The organism is Paenibacillus sp. PvR133 (assembly GCF_017833155.1).
GTDB lineage: Bacteria > Bacillota > Bacilli > Paenibacillales > Paenibacillaceae > Paenibacillus > Paenibacillus polymyxa_B.
Map to the genome: position 1 here is coordinate 1,275,507 of NZ_JAFIBS010000001.1, position 14,520 is coordinate 1,290,026.

Consider the following 14,520-nt stretch of genomic DNA (forward strand, 5'->3'; position numbering starts at 1 on the left):
CACCCTATTTCTTTGATCTTGTAATAGCTTCACGCAGCGGAAAGGCCAAATCAATAATACCTATAATGCGGAGCGGCTGGAACACCAGAACGACGAGCGACAGCAGCAACGCAATCACCGGGCTCATTTTACGGCTATGCGTCCAGAAGTATACAAAACCAATCGTCTGGATAATAAAACATGCATGAATCAGCGGTAGCATACTAATGGAAACCATTTGAATCCAGCTGCTATCGGAAGACCCTGCTATCCATTCAATTACAATTGCCAGCAGATAATACCAGATCAGCGCGCGCGGTAACCTCCACTCGCGAGCAGGCTTCATTTTGCGTACCGGTACGTCGAGACTGCTCAATGCCGGACGTGCCAAAGCATGCGTAATCATCGCCAATATGAACGAGGTCATGATCAGCACATACGGAATTTTTCCAATCAGCATTGTACCGAGTTTCTGCGTATCCTCCGCTGTCCAATTCATGTTCGAAAACATCGGATTAGCACTCAAAACCTGCTGTACTATACTTGCCGATATCGCGGCCTGATCACGAAGGTACTGCGAAAGATCAAACCCAAAAGAATACGTAGCGATAAACAGAACAACCAACAACTCGGCTAAAATAATGCCCATTCCGGTCATCAACGCCTGAAAAGCAGGTCCTCCCTTTTTATAAATCCGTCCCATCATTATTGAAGGAATCAGAAAATAAATCGCAGGGAGCAGCGAATACACATCGAGTAGCGCTATAATTAACAGCACCGGTATGACGTGGACCAGAAATCCTTTGAAAGGCAGCGATGAAAACAATACAGCGCCAGGCACAATCAGCAAAAATACGGTAATGATTCTTAATGGTGTCAATAGAGTCAGCAGCAGAAGCAAATAAATGACGCTCCATGCTACAGTTGCCAAGCGGAATTTCAACGTTTTCACCTCTTACGCATATGTTCTTCCAGTGCGGAAATGTCCTGATACCAATCCTCCAGCTGGTGTCCTTCTTTTCTGTGCTTTCTTAGCTTGTCGATGAGTAGATCATCCAATTCACGGTAAGACACTCCAAGGCGCCTCCCCAAAATATAACTGCTCATCACCAAACTCGCCAAACAATCACCAATGCGGGCTGTACTGCCTTCCCACATCGCCTTAAACAGACGGGAGACTTGGTCAAGCACCTCTGTTTTAAGCCATTCAATAACCTTGGCTCGTTTAACTACATCCATTTCTTTAGGCATATGATGAAGAGTCACACCCCTCTGAAAAAGCTTTATTCTCCATTATAGCATATCCTATTCTGAAAATAACTGTTACCCCATAAGGTAAATCGTTATTTTCGGACCAGCTTTGCTGCTTATTTTAGCTTGAAGTATTAAGCGATTCCCTGGACACAAATTTTTCACAATACTCAATAATCTGGCTGCGACGTACAATGCCAATAAACCGTTCCATATCATCTACGACGGGCACAAAATTCTGTACCTTCGCCAAATTAATTAAATCCTCCATGTTCGCGTCAATGGATACGGGCTTCATCGTAACCCGCAACGGAACGTCCTTAAGCATAAACTTAGAAGCGTTTTCAAAGGTGATTTTCCCCTCGGACTCTTTCATATGCCACAACAGATCACCTTCTGTAACTGTACCTGTATATCTACCTTCTTTATCCAAAATAGGAACCGCTGTAAAACGGTGATATTCCATCCGTTCCAACGTTTGCCGTAAAGTAGCATCCGCCGTTACACAAGCAACTTCCTGTTTGGGAAGCAAGAAAAAAGCGATGTTCATGAGAAACGAATCCCCCTCAAAATCAAATATAAATCAATTGATTATTCACTGAATGTCCTGCTTGTCGGGAAGCCTCAGCGTCTGCGGGGTTGTATCGGAATCTAGCCAGTTCGCAATCATAAGTCTGGCATATTCAAGTTCCTGTTCATTAGCCCGGTCATAATACAGGCCCTTCTTCTTGAACCCTTCCCCCGTAATCGTAAAACTTGAAATTTGTGGATTCCCCTGCGAAATAGCCTGCTTGCCAAGCCCAGTAATAAAAGTAGGTTCCATATCGGTTTTGAAATTGGCTCCCATAATATCGAGCAGCTCCGGGATTTTGGTAATTCCGTTGATATTCAGCAGCTTATCGGCCATAGCGTTCAAGAAAATTTGCTGCCGTTTTGTACGGTTGAAGTCGCTATCTTCCCGATATCTAACATAATACATGGCTTCCTCACCATTATAAAGCGGCTTGCCCGCCTCAATACGGAACTTGATATGCAGCGGATTCTTATTCTCAATGGGCTTGTCGATGGGAAGCACAACTCCACCCACTGCGTTCACCGCCTCCTGAATACCCTGGAAATTAATCGTAGCATAATAATCGGCCTTATGCTCCATCAACTTCTCTACTGTAGCCATGGACATATCTGCGCCTCCGAACGCATAAGCATGCCCCAACTTATCAAAATCATCCTCGCCATCGCGATTCGGATCATGTCCGACAATCTGTACGTACGTATCCCTTGGAATGGAAATCAAAAGCAGACGCGATTCTGCGGGCCGTACTACTGCATACATAACCGTATCCGAACGACCACGCGCCTTTTCATTTGGCCTTTCATCTGTACCCAGTAACAGCACCGAAAAGGGCTCCTTACGGTAAGCTACTGTCTCTTGCTGCTGCTGTTCACCGGATTGTCGCGGCTGATAGGATTTCTCCAGCTTGCTCTCCAACGTCGGTGATACAAACCAATCAAAAGCCACCAGTGTCAGCTGTTTGCGGAATAGGTAGCCTCCCACTGCAATCAAAAATAAAACAATACATGAAATATATAGAGCGGTAAACCTCTTTTTCTTTTTGGGCTTTCCACTGGTCCTTCTCTTATGTCTTCTCTCCATAACAGGTACCTTCCTTCTTTCCGTCACAAATCCCATCTCTTCATTAAACCGAATTGGTCCCACATGAAGCGAAAACTTCCCCTCAAAGCATAAAAGGTCTGCTACCCTGTTGTCAAAAGTATCATGGCGTGGTCAGCTTCTCAAATTCATGCCAAAAAAGGCTTCGACCTCACGGTCAAAGCCCCAATTCATGTTTGTATTCGTATCCTATGTAGCTTTCAAAATCATTTTCCCCCTTAATGCGGGGCCAGTTTCACCAAATTTTGCAGTCGCACCGGGAAAGAAGTCGACAGGGCAAAACCATAATCGAACAACCTCCGTGTCTGCTCAAAACGCTCCTCCTTGCTCGGTGCACCCAACACCACAGCAACTAGCCGTCTTCCATGCTGCTCAGCTGTGCCCGTGAAGCAGTATCCAGCATCGCTTGTGTACCCTGCTTTCAGTCCGTCCGTTCCCGCGTAAGAGTACGGTCCAGCCAAGGAAGGCAGCATCCAGTTCGTATTACTAATGTAGATGCCTTTATCCTTCAACTCCATTTGCGTACGACTGGACGTTCTCAAAATCTCCGGGTGTGACGTAATCAAATAGGAGGCCAACTTTGCCGTGTCGCTTGCTGTCATTTTCGTTTCTCCCTGAATATCCTCAGGGTGATTCGGCCCCAGTTCACTCTGACCTGCCCCAGACGCATTGCTAAAACGACTATCGGATGACAACCCAATTTGGGCGGCTTTTCCATTCATACGCTTCACAAAAGCTGATTCATTCCCTGCTGAACGCTCCGCTAACGCGACAGCGGCATCATTCGCTGAATACACAACCATACTCTGGAACAATTCGGATACGGTCATCCTTTCACCATACCGGAGGGAGAGATTTACACCGCCCACCGTACTCGCGTAACGGCTAATTCGCACTTCATCATTCCAGCCTAACCGTCCGGCCCGAATATCCTCCAGCACCAATAGCTCAGTCATGAGCTTGGACATATTTGCGGAAGGCATAGGCGTATCGCCGTTCACATCCATCAGTAATTCCCCAGTATGCATGTCCATCAGCACCGCAGCCTCTGCATCCACATTCGGCTTTCCGATCAACAGGCGGGGTCCAAGCGTAATAAAAATCAATATAATAAGTACCGGGACGACAATAGCCCAACGTAACCAATGTTTTTTCATCATCGTAATAACCTCCATACTTTATTAGACGATGAAAAATCCATTTTGTCTGCAATTTTTCGAAAAAAAGATACAATTTTTTTACCTTTTGTATTCCACGCCAAAATATCCGTCAATTCTGCTTTCAGGATGACGGATATTTTGCTTCCTAATTATATATTTTAGGCAAAGTGACAGGCTACAAAATGCTGATCGCCCGCATCGCGGTATACCGGAATCTCTGTTTTACAACGTGCTTCTGCCATAGGACAACGTGTATGAAACTTGCATCCTGAAGGCGGATTGGCCGGAGATGGGATGTCTCCTTTCAACACAATCCGTTGTCTCTTGATCGTGGGATCGGGAATCGGTACTGCCGATAGTAGCGCCTTTGTGTACGGATGAAGCGGATTACTGAACAGTTCCTCCTTGGAGGAAAGCTCTACCATTGAACCCAGATACATCACACCAATCCGGCTACACAGATGCTCGACTACACTTAGATCATGCGAGATGAACAGATAGGTCAATTGGCGTTCCTGCTGCAAATCACTTAACAAGTTAATAATCTGGGCCTGAATAGACACATCTAGAGCAGATACCGGCTCATCAGCCACAATAAAATCAGGATTCAAAATCAAAGCCCTTGCAATCCCGATCCGCTGACGCTGGCCGCCAGAGAACTCATGCGGATACCGATCATAATGATAAGAGGACAGCCCACAAATATTCAGCGTTTCATTGACCTTCTTCCGCAGCTCACTACGATCAATCAACCCGTGATCCAGCAACGCCTCACCAATGGCTTCACCGACCTTAATTCTCGGATTCAGTGAGCTAAAAGGGTCCTGAAAGACGATTTGCAACTTCGGACGAAGCGCACGAATCTGCTCTTTGTTTAACGCGTGCAAGTCTTCGCCTTTGTATCGTACCGATCCCTCTGTCTTATCCATCAATCTAAGAATCGTGCGTCCAATCGTACTTTTGCCACAACCCGATTCTCCTACCAGACCGAAGGATTCACCCTTATGAATGTTAAAGGATACATCATCGACTGCTTTCACATGTCCGACAGTACGCTGAAAAATCCCGCCTGTGATCGGGAAATACTTTTTCAGCCCTTCCACTTGAATCAAAGGCTCGCTCATATCCGTTGCCCTCCTTCTTTCTCATATAGCCAGCAGGCAACCTTATGACCATTCTCCTTTTCATTCAAAGGAGGAGCCTGATCCTTGCAAATTTGCATACAATGGGAGCACCGATCATGAAAATGACAATTTTCTCCCAGCTCAATTGGGTTTGGAACCTGTCCTGGGATGGAATAGAGTCGGTCCATTTTCTGATTAATGACGGGCTTCGCCTTTAATAAGCCTTGAGTATATGGATGTTGCGGATTTTTAAACAGCTCAATGACAGGCGCCTCTTCAATGACGTTTCCAGCGTACATAACAACTACATAATCAGCCATTTCTGCCACGACGCCCAAGTCGTGCGTGATGAGCATAATGGACGTTTTAAGCTTATCCTTCAAATCCCGCATTAAATCCAGAATCTGAGCTTGAATCGTAACATCCAGTGCCGTTGTTGGTTCATCCGCAATCAATAGCTTCGGATTACAGCTTAATGCGATGGCAATCATGATCCGCTGGCGCATACCGCCACTCAATTCATGAGGATAGGAATGGAATATTTCTTCCGACCGCGAAATCCCCACCAAATTAATTAGCTCAATTGCCCGAGCATGTGCTTCTTTTTTACTCATTAATGTGTGCATCAGCAACGGCTCCGTGATCTGTTCCCCAATCGTAAGCACGGGATTCAGAGAAGACATGGGCTCCTGAAAAATAATCGAGATGTCATTGCCGCGAATCTGCTGCATTTGACCTTTATTGAGTTTTAGGAGGTCCTTGCCCTCAAACCAGATTTGTCCGTCTGAGGTGTGGGGAGAATCAATCAACCGCATCATCGTCATCGCTGTTACACTCTTACCGCAGCCTGATTCTCCTACCACACAGAGCGTTTCACCCTCACGAATTTTAAAACTGACGTCATTGACCGCTTTGACAGTTCCGTTAGAGGTATGAAAGTGGGTTTTCAGGTTACGAAATTCAATCAAAGCATTTTCCATAAACGTTCGTCTCCTACTTTTTCATTTTAGGGTCCAGTGCGTCACGCAAACCATCGCCAATCAGGTTAATCGCTACAACTGTAATGAGAATACACATTCCCGGTGGAACCCATATCCAAGGCCGTTTGCGGAAGTCAATTAGGTTATTCGCAGCCGATATCATGTTTCCCCACGAAGGTGTGGGCGGCACAACGCCAATCCCCAAGTAACTGAGCGCAGATTCTGTAATAATCGCACCCGCCACTCCAAGCGTAGCCGTAACAATAATGGTAGGAATCGTGTTCGGCAGCAAATGTCGGAATATTTTGCGGCGGTCTCTCAAGCCTAGCGCTTCCGTCGCCTGCATGAACTCCTGTTCACGCAGCGTAAGAATCTGCCCCCTGACCAGACGGGACAAGCTAGTCCAGCTCAAGACCCCGATAATGAGCATCAGAAAATAAATGCGATTCGACGGATCGACTTTCAAATCCGACAGAACAGCACCTAAAATAATAAGCAGCGGTAATGTAGGGAGTGCCATGAAAATATCGGCAATCCGCATAATAACCGTATCCACGCCTTTACGATAAAACCCTGCTAGCGCACCCAACGTCGCTCCGATCATGACCGAAATAAACGTGGCGACCAGCCCTACCGTCAAGGAAATACGGCCGGCCAGCATTGTACGCAGCAAAATATCTCTACCAAACTTATCTGTACCAAGCCAGTACTTAGCATTAGGCGATAAATTTTTGTCAGCTAGCTTGTAATCATCTAAATGATAAGGTGAAATCATCGGTCCAAAACTACAAATGACAACCATCAGAATTAATATAACGAGACCAGCCAAAGCCAGACGGTTTTGGTTAAAACGGCGAACGGCGATTCTCCATGGAGACGCTTCAGGACGGATCGCCGCCTTTTGATTCGTTTCAATCGTGACTGTTTCTGCGGACAATAGTATCCCTCCTACTTCAAGCGAATTCTTGGATCTGCCATGCCATACAATACATCAGAGAGCAAATTACCGATAAGCGTAAGCAACGCTAAGAAAATCGTGAAGCCCAACATAAACGGATAATCTCGCATACTAATCGACTCCAGATAGACCTGACCCACACCCGGCCACACAAATACCTTCTCCAGAATCATCGCCCCACCAAATAAGGCCGGAAGCTCGAAGCCGAGTAGTGTGATGGCTGGAATCAGTGCATTGCGCAGTGCGTGCTTGAAGATAACCGTACGTTCCTTCAAGCCTTTGGCGCGTGCGGTACGAATATAATCCTGACGAATGACCTCCAACATGCCTGTACGGAAATACCGGGTCAGACTTCCTGTGCTCAGCATCGTAAGTACGAGTGTCGGCAGGAACATATGCTTGAGAACATCCACCATATAAGCCCACGAGCCTGGCTCCATCCCTGCTGTGGTCATGCCCCCAACCGGGAGAATTCCCCACTCCAGGGCAAATATTTTGATGACCAATAGACCAATAAAAAATGAAGGCAGCGACATACATAAGAAAATGAATAATGTGACAAACTTATCGAATAACGAATATTGAAACTTGGCTGAAAATACTCCTGCAATAACCGCAATCAACCAGCTAAATATAAGACTAAAAAAAGCGATAATAAATGAGTTCCATACATAATTGCCAATGACCTTCGTTACTGGCTGCTTATGCTGTAATGAATCCCCCATATTCCCCTTTAACATATTACCGGCCCATATAAAATAGCGTTGGTATTCCGGTTTATCCAGCCCGTAGATATGTCGTAGCTGCTGCGCCTTTTCGGCCGTCATATTCGGGTTCTGCTTGGCTGTAATATAATCACCCGGCACCATGGCTGAAATCGCAAATACGATAATGGATATGCCAATAAGTGTGGGGATGAGTTGCAGCAGTCTTCGAATAATGTACTGCTTCATATTCATTCCTCCAGACGAATAAAGTGATATGCTCAGCTCGTGAGAGCTGAGCATACGATTGGCAACCCTTATTGAGCGATCTGAGCGTTATGCAGGGTGAACTCAAAATCTTTGTATGGTGTAATTTCCAAGCCGGATACACGTCCATTAACTGGCCACATATCTCTGCGTTGGTACATAAAAATAGTTGGTAGATCCTTATTCAGCTCTTGATAGAGCTGTTTGTAAATCAATTTGCGTTTCTCTTGATCCAGCTCATGCTTACCAGCAAGCGTTAGTTCATCGACCTTCTTATTGGAATAGCCGATATCATTTTGTGCACCATTCGTAATAAAAGTCGTTGTATCCGGGTCTGGAGTTAAGCCCCAAGCCGCGAAGAACATATCAAACTTGCCTGTGTCCTTTTTATCCATAATGGCGTTAAAATCTAAAGTTTCGGAAGTCAGCTTGATGCCTAGCTCCTTATAGTTATTGGACATGATCGGTAGCAAGGCCTCTACTACTGGATTATCAGCAGTCGCAGAGAAGTTAATGGTCAGCTTTTCTCCGTCCTTTTCGCGAATTCCGTCAGCACCAACCTTCCAGCCTGCCTCATCCAGCAAAGCCTTCGCCTTAGCTGTATCAAATTCATATTTGTTGATACCTTCATCCGTATAAGACCAAGATTCTGTAGATTGTGGAATGTTAATAACATTCGCATATGGACCATACACGCCCTGCACAATCTCCTTACGGTTTAAGCCAATCGTTAGAGCCTGACGTACTTTAGGGTCCTTAAATTTCTTTTCCTTATGATTAAACGCAATATATCCATAGCCGTTTGTCGGCATAATATTCACGTCCAAGAAGCCCAACGCCTTTAATTCCTCTACATTGTCTTCAGTAACTGTGATGTTGTCCATGTCCGTTTCACCTGTTTGCAGCATAGACAGGTTTGTTTCTTCTGTTGTTGTTTTGAAAATAACAGACTTCACTTTTGGTGCGCCTTTGAAGTAGTTTGGATTCGCATCAAATACGACTTGTTGACCCGGGGAGAAGCTCTTCAGTACATACTGACCAGAGCCGATTGGCTTATTATTAAGCGCCTTGATGCTGTCCAGGTTACCCTTTTTGAATCCTTTTCCATAATAAGCTTCTGGCATGAAGTATTGCTCACCCAGAAAATCCTTTGTATACGCTGTTGCTTCTGTAACGGTTACCTCTACTGTGTTATCATCAATGACTTTGATACCAGAGATATCATTCGCCTTGCCATCGTGATACTCTTTACCGCCTTTAATCTTAAAAGATAATACATCTGTTTCTCCGTCATAATTTGGATCATGCAGTACCTTGAGGACAAAAGCATAATCCTTCACTGTTACTGGGGTACCGTCACTATACTTCACGCCTGGTTTCAGATGGAATGTATATTTTAGACCATCCGGCGATACATCAACCTTGTCAGCCAAACTATTTTCATATGTACCATCCGCCTTCACCTGTAAGAAGGAATCAAATACTGTTCTGACTACATAAAAATCGTAAGTCGTTTGCCAGAATAGCGGGTTAAATACCCCTTTAGGTGATGTCATACCTACTACAATGTTATCTTTCCGATTAGTCGCTCCCGGAGGATTTTGCGACAGATCAGTTGCTTTAATAACGCCCTCCGTAACAGGTGCACTTCCTTCATTTCCCTCTGTTTTTTTGTCCGCATTGCCTTGCTGTGGCTGTGCCTCATTAGCACCTCCGCTACATCCTGCAAACAGAACACCAACGATCGTAAGCATCATAAGCAAAGAAACCCATTTCTTCGTCTGCATCATCCTGTTAATCCCCCTTAGTCGGTTCTTTATTTAACAGCCTGTCTCATTCCTGCGGTGATTCATTAAAGCTTGAGGTTTGAAAATGAAGTTGCACATCCTCCTTACTGTCTTAATAGCGTAAACACGTGTTTTAGACCTCTGGTCAATTTCGTGCGCTAACAACCATTACATTTTTATTAAGGTTTATCTTAAGTGTAAAATAATATCACGTCAATATCTTTTTTATGTAATATAAAAATGCAAAATATCTATTTATGTAAAGTTTATGAATTTTAATTGTGGAAAATGACAAAAAAACAGGATTTCATGTAATATAAAATAACATTTCAGAAGGCCGAAATGTTTACTCTGGCGAGTTGGGGAGCTTGCAATTTCACAAGCCATTAAAAGGTATACTATGGTTTATGGGTAAACATGGATTGTATTATTAGTAAGTTACAATAGATGGCACTTGTTGTCAATATAAAAAATCACGAAAAAAGACGCTCCCGGGATCGGGAACGTCTCTTTTTTCCACCTACTACTATTCAGTAGTGTAAGGAAGCAATGCGATTTGACGGGAACGTTTAACAGCGATTGTCAACATACGTTGATATTTCGCACTTGTTCCAGTCACACGACGAGGAAGAATTTTTCCACGTTCGCTGATGAATTTTTTAAGCAGGTCTGTATCTTTATAGTCAATGTGAGTAATTTTGTTCACAGTGAAGAAACATACTTTACGACGTTTGTTGCGACCACCACGACGAGCTGGTCTTTTGTTATCGTCTCCGCCTTCTCTTTGTCTGAAGCCCATTCTTTGTCAGTCCTTTCCCAATTAAAATGGTAAATCATCATCCGAAATATCGATCGGTTTTCCGTCATCGGAAAAAGGATCCTGATTGTTTCGCGAGTTATTATTCCCGCGTCCACTATTGCTGTTACCGCCTCCGAAAGGAGACTCCTCACGCGCAGCTCCACCGCTATTGCCGCCACCGTTACCGCCATCGCGGTTAGATTCCAAGAAACGCACATTATCAGCTACAATTTCAGTCACGTATACACGTTTTCCTTCATTGTTCTCATAATTACGCACCTGAACACGGCCTTCAACAGCCGTTAAACGACCTTTGCGAAGATAGTTAGCGCATGTTTCAGCAAGCTGACGCCAGGTTACGATCGGCAAGAAATCCGCTTCCCGTTCGCCGCCTTGACTCGTAAACGGACGGTCTACAGCCAGGGTGAACTGGGTTACTGCTACACCAGATGGTGTATAGCGCAGCTCTGGATCTTTGGTCAAACGACCGATCAGAATGACACGGTTCAACAATCCAATCCCCTCCTTTGAGCGTTGTTCATTACATAATCACGTACAATAATTAAGCTACGTCGTTCGTAATGAGATAACGAATTACTTCGTCAGAAATTTTCATGATACGCTCAAGCTCAGTAACAACAGCAGGTTCTGCTGTGAAGTTTACCAGAACGAAAGAACCATCACGGAATTTCTTGATCTCATACGCAAGACGGCGTTTAGTTACATCGTGACTCGTAATTTCGCCACCGCCGTTAGAGATGATACCTTGGAATTTATCGACTGTCGCTTGAACAGCTTCTTGTTCAATGTCAGGACGAATAATATACATCGCTTCATATTTGCGCATTCTTTACACCTCCTTATGGACATAAGGCCCTCAATCTCAGTTGAGAGCAAGGAACGAGCCTAAACTCGCACTAAAACAGTTTACCAAATCTAACAACTGAATGCAACCTACAAATTCAATACACAAGCCTAAAACGGCTAAAAACACTGCATATCATTAGCTTTATACAATTTTATAGCATATCAAAAATTTCGCATATATAAAGGAAATCATTTGATTCACTCAGTATCTGTATACCCGGTTTCGCATGTTTCTGTTCAAGACAGCGCACAATAACCGTTGCAGTCCAAATTCATTTATCTAAGGAGGCACAATCGCATGGGTGAAAAGACTGAGTTCGAACCAGGGGATAAGGTCCCAAACGACGGCGTATACATGGAGGTCGGAGAAAAGAGCTTCCATACTGAAATCCAAAACCCGCAGCAAGTAACGCTGGAAAGAGGCGATTCTTTTCCGGAGACCGCCAACCATAATCGCAAATGGAAGAAAAAAACGAAAGCTCGTGTCCACTAATGTATATTTCCTCGGAATCCTGGCCATATTATGATTAGGCGATACAACAGAGAGGTGTGGTTCCGTTGGACGACGTAGCCGGACAAACTGTTAGGAGATCCATTCCGGGCATTAGAAGCGTTAGGTTTGTGTAAAAGGACACTGTCTTTTCAACACGGTATTGCTGGTCAGTACACCGAGTTTCATGATGTGATTGGACAGATCGTATCCTGTTAAAAATGTATCGCCTACGATGGAGGACCTTTGTGGTCCTCCTTTGTTGCATTATCGGACTTTTTGCATATCCTGGTAAAATGCAGATTAATTCAGCTCCTTCTGCTAGAATATATCCAAGTACAAAGACCTACTATCTACGGAGGTTTAAAGATGAGCTATTCTCGAATATTAAAGTGGATATCAGGTATATTCGAATTGGTGCTTGCCGTACCGATTGTGGGGGGAGCTATTGTCATGGGGACCGGCTACTCGGCTCTGGGATTTATGCTTGTCCTGCATGCAGTAACACTTATCCTGTCGTTACGCAATCAGGAGGCGATCTACGGCTCCGTATGGGGAGTACTCACTTCTTTGCTGGCCTGGATACCCTTTGTAGGCTGGGCTCTCCATTTGATTGCAGCGATCCTTCTGATGATCTCTGGCTCAAAAAAAACAAAACGCTATCATTACCCGCCTAACCAGCTATAACAAAAGAGTGCTCCTAACGGCAATGTTTCTCTGCTGTCAGGAGCATTTTTTTGTTATCACACCTTATTCATCCCCCAATAGATTCTTAATCATTTCTTCCGTCTTACCTTCATGGTTTATCTTAGTGCTTTTCACTTTATCACAGTCTGTTGAGCTTTTATTCCACAAACAAAAAATCCCCTACGTCACAGACGTAAGAGATTGGTTTATTTAATGAAGTTAGTGGCGGAAAGAGTGGGAGTCGAACCCACGCACGCCTTGCGACGCCTAACTGATTTCGAGTCAGCCCCCTTAGACCTCTTGGGTACCTTTCCGCAGCAAGGATAATTATATCATCATTGCAACTGTGACGCAAGCTGATTCTGGTTCATCGCCATTCATCTTTCTTGGCTCAATTCGCTTCCGTGTTTTAATCGTCGGCGTTGGCCTTTGAGCGCAGCACTTTCTTCATATTCTTTTCGAACTTGGCACGCGGAATCAGCACACTATGCTGGCAACCGACACATTTGATTCGAATATCCATCCCCATGCGGATAATTTCCATTTCATTCGTTCCACACGGATGAGGCTTCTTCATCTGTACAATGTCCCCTAGTTCAAATGACTTACGCTCCACCCTTCTCTCCCCCTTTTATTCCTTGCTCATCTTCTTTTTCTAGGGTTATCGCCGTCTCCAAGGCTGCCTGACGATGTTCCTCATCCTCTAGGGCCTTCTTGATGTTATTCTGAATATCACGCTCTACCACGGCCCCTGTATTTGGCATACATTCTGCCACAACACGCACAATATACTCTGAGGTAGTCATGGACTGAACCCCTAACACATCTGGTATATTAAGTATCTGTACATTGGACTCTTCAATGCCTTGGATTGCCTGTTTTACCAAACCAACTGCTTCCTCCAGACTACGCTCGGCCTTCATTGGCACATCCACTACCGCCAACGCGTTGGACATGGAGAAGTTTGTTACCGTTGTAATTGAGCCGTTCGGTAAAATGTAAACCTCACCTTTCCAGCTCACCAGTCTGGTTGTGCGCAGCCCGATCATTTCCACCGTACCCTTGAAAGTACCTGTCTGAATGACGTCTCCTACGGCAAATTGATCTTCAAAAATAATGAAGAATCCAGTAATTACATCCTTAACCAGGCTCTGTGCCCCAAAACCAACGGCCAATCCAAGCACTCCAGCTCCAGCAATCAGAGGACCAAGATTAATGCCCATTTGAGAAAGCACCAGCATAACCAAGATGAAATTGAATACAATATTGGTTACATTTTTTAGCAATTCCCCAACGGTTGTTAACCGCCTTGTATTCAATCGGAATCTGCCGTTATCTCCCTTTTGTTGCATTGACTTATCTATAATTTTATTAATAACTCGAATAAAGATACGTGTAATAATGAAAATAATTGCAATTTTCAAAATCACAAACAAAAAGGTCGACCACATCTCACCATCTGTAATGAATTTCCATACGATATCCTTCAAGTGGATAGCACCCTTCACTACCTCTTCTGTGCCTGAATCGCCCTCCAGCCAATGCATAAAGGTCATCCTGTACTCCTCCTTAAAAAAGGGAACTACTCTTCCTGCTTCCCGAATTCTATTTCCTACTATATAAGCTTATCTACTGACTTCAAACATATGGCTATGAATAATCTACTTCCTTCGAGTATAAAAGCACAAGTTTATCCATATACTAGCTACTATCTTGAGAATAAATGTTACCCGCAGGCTAATTGTTATTCTCCAAGGTACAGCGAGCGCAACCTTCACACTCCATTACAGAGCGA

17 protein-coding genes and 1 tRNA gene are annotated in these 14,520 nt (G+C 44.4%); 2 read left to right on the plus strand and 16 right to left on the minus strand.

Annotated features, from left to right (window positions below; genetic code table 11):
- Positions 1-4 precede the first annotated feature (4 nt).
- From JOE49_RS05680 to rpsF, 13 genes are all read right to left on the minus strand, one after another.
- Positions 5-922 (minus strand): DUF2232 domain-containing protein, encoded by a 918-nt coding sequence (locus tag JOE49_RS05680; protein ID WP_068939311.1) that lies wholly within the window; start codon positions 920-922, stop codon positions 5-7.
- A gap of 5 nt (positions 923-927) precedes the next feature.
- A complete protein-coding gene (locus tag JOE49_RS05685) occupies positions 928-1,230 on the minus strand; it encodes a MazG-like family protein (protein ID WP_013312791.1) in 303 nt (100 codons plus the stop codon).
- Between the two features lie 121 nt (positions 1,231-1,351).
- Positions 1,352-1,780 (minus strand): CBS domain-containing protein, encoded by a 429-nt coding sequence (locus tag JOE49_RS05690; protein WP_013312792.1) that lies wholly within the window; start codon positions 1,778-1,780, stop codon positions 1,352-1,354.
- Between the two features lie 45 nt (positions 1,781-1,825).
- On the minus strand, positions 1,826-2,884 hold the full coding sequence (locus tag JOE49_RS05695) for an LCP family protein (RefSeq protein WP_160788390.1): 1,059 nt from the start codon (positions 2,882-2,884) through the stop codon (positions 1,826-1,828).
- A 236-nt stretch (positions 2,885-3,120) separates the two neighbouring features.
- Entirely contained in the window at positions 3,121-4,062 is a 942-nt protein-coding gene (locus JOE49_RS05700; RefSeq protein WP_160788391.1) for a D-alanyl-D-alanine carboxypeptidase family protein, read from the minus strand.
- A 158-nt stretch (positions 4,063-4,220) separates the two neighbouring features.
- Positions 4,221-5,186, minus strand: coding sequence for an ABC transporter ATP-binding protein (locus tag JOE49_RS05705; RefSeq protein ID WP_013312795.1), 966 nt, complete (start codon positions 5,184-5,186; stop codon positions 4,221-4,223).
- On the minus strand, positions 5,183-6,166 hold the full coding sequence (locus JOE49_RS05710; RefSeq protein ID WP_023991142.1) for an ABC transporter ATP-binding protein: 984 nt from the start codon (positions 6,164-6,166) through the stop codon (positions 5,183-5,185). Before JOE49_RS05710 ends, JOE49_RS05705 begins: the two co-directional genes overlap by 4 nt.
- 13 nt (positions 6,167-6,179) lie before the next feature.
- Positions 6,180-7,103, minus strand: coding sequence for an oligopeptide ABC transporter permease (gene opp4C, locus JOE49_RS05715; protein WP_160788392.1), 924 nt, complete (start codon positions 7,101-7,103; stop codon positions 6,180-6,182).
- A gap of 11 nt (positions 7,104-7,114) precedes the next feature.
- On the minus strand, positions 7,115-8,077 hold the full coding sequence (locus JOE49_RS05720) for an ABC transporter permease (protein ID WP_023991143.1): 963 nt from the start codon (positions 8,075-8,077) through the stop codon (positions 7,115-7,117).
- 68 nt (positions 8,078-8,145) lie between these two features.
- Positions 8,146-9,885: an ABC transporter substrate-binding protein gene (locus tag JOE49_RS05725; protein ID WP_209940722.1), complete on the minus strand. Its 1,740-nt coding sequence runs from the start codon at positions 9,883-9,885 to the stop codon at positions 8,146-8,148.
- Positions 9,886-10,408: 523 nt separating this feature from the next.
- Positions 10,409-10,681, minus strand: coding sequence for a 30S ribosomal protein S18 (gene rpsR, locus JOE49_RS05730; protein WP_013312800.1), 273 nt, complete (start codon positions 10,679-10,681; stop codon positions 10,409-10,411).
- Positions 10,682-10,702: 21 nt separating this feature from the next.
- On the minus strand, positions 10,703-11,194 hold the full coding sequence (gene ssb / locus JOE49_RS05735) for a single-stranded DNA-binding protein (RefSeq protein WP_013312801.1): 492 nt from the start codon (positions 11,192-11,194) through the stop codon (positions 10,703-10,705).
- A 49-nt stretch (positions 11,195-11,243) separates the two neighbouring features.
- Positions 11,244-11,528, minus strand: coding sequence for a 30S ribosomal protein S6 (rpsF, locus tag JOE49_RS05740; RefSeq protein WP_013312802.1), 285 nt, complete (start codon positions 11,526-11,528; stop codon positions 11,244-11,246).
- Between the two features lie 318 nt (positions 11,529-11,846).
- On the opposite strand from rpsF, the gene JOE49_RS05745 reads away from it, so the two are divergent.
- Both JOE49_RS05745 and JOE49_RS05750 read left to right on the plus strand, forming a co-directional pair.
- A complete protein-coding gene (locus JOE49_RS05745; protein WP_013312803.1) occupies positions 11,847-12,041 on the plus strand; it encodes a YjzC family protein in 195 nt (64 codons plus the stop codon).
- 366 nt (positions 12,042-12,407) lie between these two features.
- Entirely contained in the window at positions 12,408-12,725 is a 318-nt protein-coding gene (locus JOE49_RS05750; RefSeq protein ID WP_013312804.1) for a hypothetical protein, read from the plus strand.
- Positions 12,726-12,948: 223 nt separating this feature from the next.
- Here the strand turns inward: JOE49_RS05750 and JOE49_RS05755 are convergent.
- The 3 genes from JOE49_RS05755 to JOE49_RS05765 all read right to left on the minus strand — a co-directional run bounded on the left by JOE49_RS05755 (position 12,949) and on the right by JOE49_RS05765 (position 14,281).
- Positions 12,949-13,039, minus strand: a tRNA-Ser gene (locus tag JOE49_RS05755).
- A 95-nt stretch (positions 13,040-13,134) separates the two neighbouring features.
- A complete protein-coding gene (locus JOE49_RS05760) occupies positions 13,135-13,341 on the minus strand; it encodes a DUF951 domain-containing protein (RefSeq protein WP_023991148.1) in 207 nt (68 codons plus the stop codon).
- Positions 13,331-14,281 (minus strand): mechanosensitive ion channel family protein, encoded by a 951-nt coding sequence (locus tag JOE49_RS05765; RefSeq protein WP_075155012.1) that lies wholly within the window; start codon positions 14,279-14,281, stop codon positions 13,331-13,333. Before JOE49_RS05765 ends, JOE49_RS05760 begins: the two co-directional genes overlap by 11 nt.
- Positions 14,282-14,520: the final 239 nt, after the last annotated feature.

Excerpts from the sequence above, each read along its gene's own strand:
- JOE49_RS05765 (WP_075155012.1), bottom strand. The coding sequence starts at position 14,281 with ATGACCTTTATGCATTGGCTGGAGGGCGATTCAGGCACAGAAGAGGTA.
- JOE49_RS05685 (WP_013312791.1), bottom strand. The coding sequence starts at position 1,230 with ATGCCTAAAGAAATGGATGTAGTTAAACGAGCCAAGGTTATTGAATGG.
- JOE49_RS05745 (WP_013312803.1), top strand. The coding sequence starts at position 11,847 with ATGGGTGAAAAGACTGAGTTCGAACCAGGGGATAAGGTCCCAAACGAC.
- JOE49_RS05710 (WP_023991142.1), bottom strand. The coding sequence starts at position 6,166 with ATGGAAAATGCTTTGATTGAATTTCGTAACCTGAAAACCCACTTTCAT.
- JOE49_RS05690 (WP_013312792.1), bottom strand. The coding sequence starts at position 1,780 with ATGAACATCGCTTTTTTCTTGCTTCCCAAACAGGAAGTTGCTTGTGTA.
- JOE49_RS05720 (WP_023991143.1), bottom strand. The coding sequence starts at position 8,077 with ATGAAGCAGTACATTATTCGAAGACTGCTGCAACTCATCCCCACACTT.
- JOE49_RS05750 (WP_013312804.1), top strand. The coding sequence starts at position 12,408 with ATGAGCTATTCTCGAATATTAAAGTGGATATCAGGTATATTCGAATTG.
- JOE49_RS05705 (WP_013312795.1), bottom strand. The coding sequence starts at position 5,186 with ATGAGCGAGCCTTTGATTCAAGTGGAAGGGCTGAAAAAGTATTTCCCG.
- JOE49_RS05700 (WP_160788391.1), bottom strand. The coding sequence starts at position 4,062 with ATGATGAAAAAACATTGGTTACGTTGGGCTATTGTCGTCCCGGTACTT.
- rpsR (WP_013312800.1), bottom strand. The coding sequence starts at position 10,681 with ATGGGCTTCAGACAAAGAGAAGGCGGAGACGATAACAAAAGACCAGCT.
- JOE49_RS05725 (WP_209940722.1), bottom strand. The coding sequence starts at position 9,885 with ATGATGCAGACGAAGAAATGGGTTTCTTTGCTTATGATGCTTACGATC.
- JOE49_RS05695 (WP_160788390.1), bottom strand. The coding sequence starts at position 2,884 with ATGGAGAGAAGACATAAGAGAAGGACCAGTGGAAAGCCCAAAAAGAAA.
- rpsF (WP_013312802.1), bottom strand. The coding sequence starts at position 11,528 with ATGCGCAAATATGAAGCGATGTATATTATTCGTCCTGACATTGAACAA.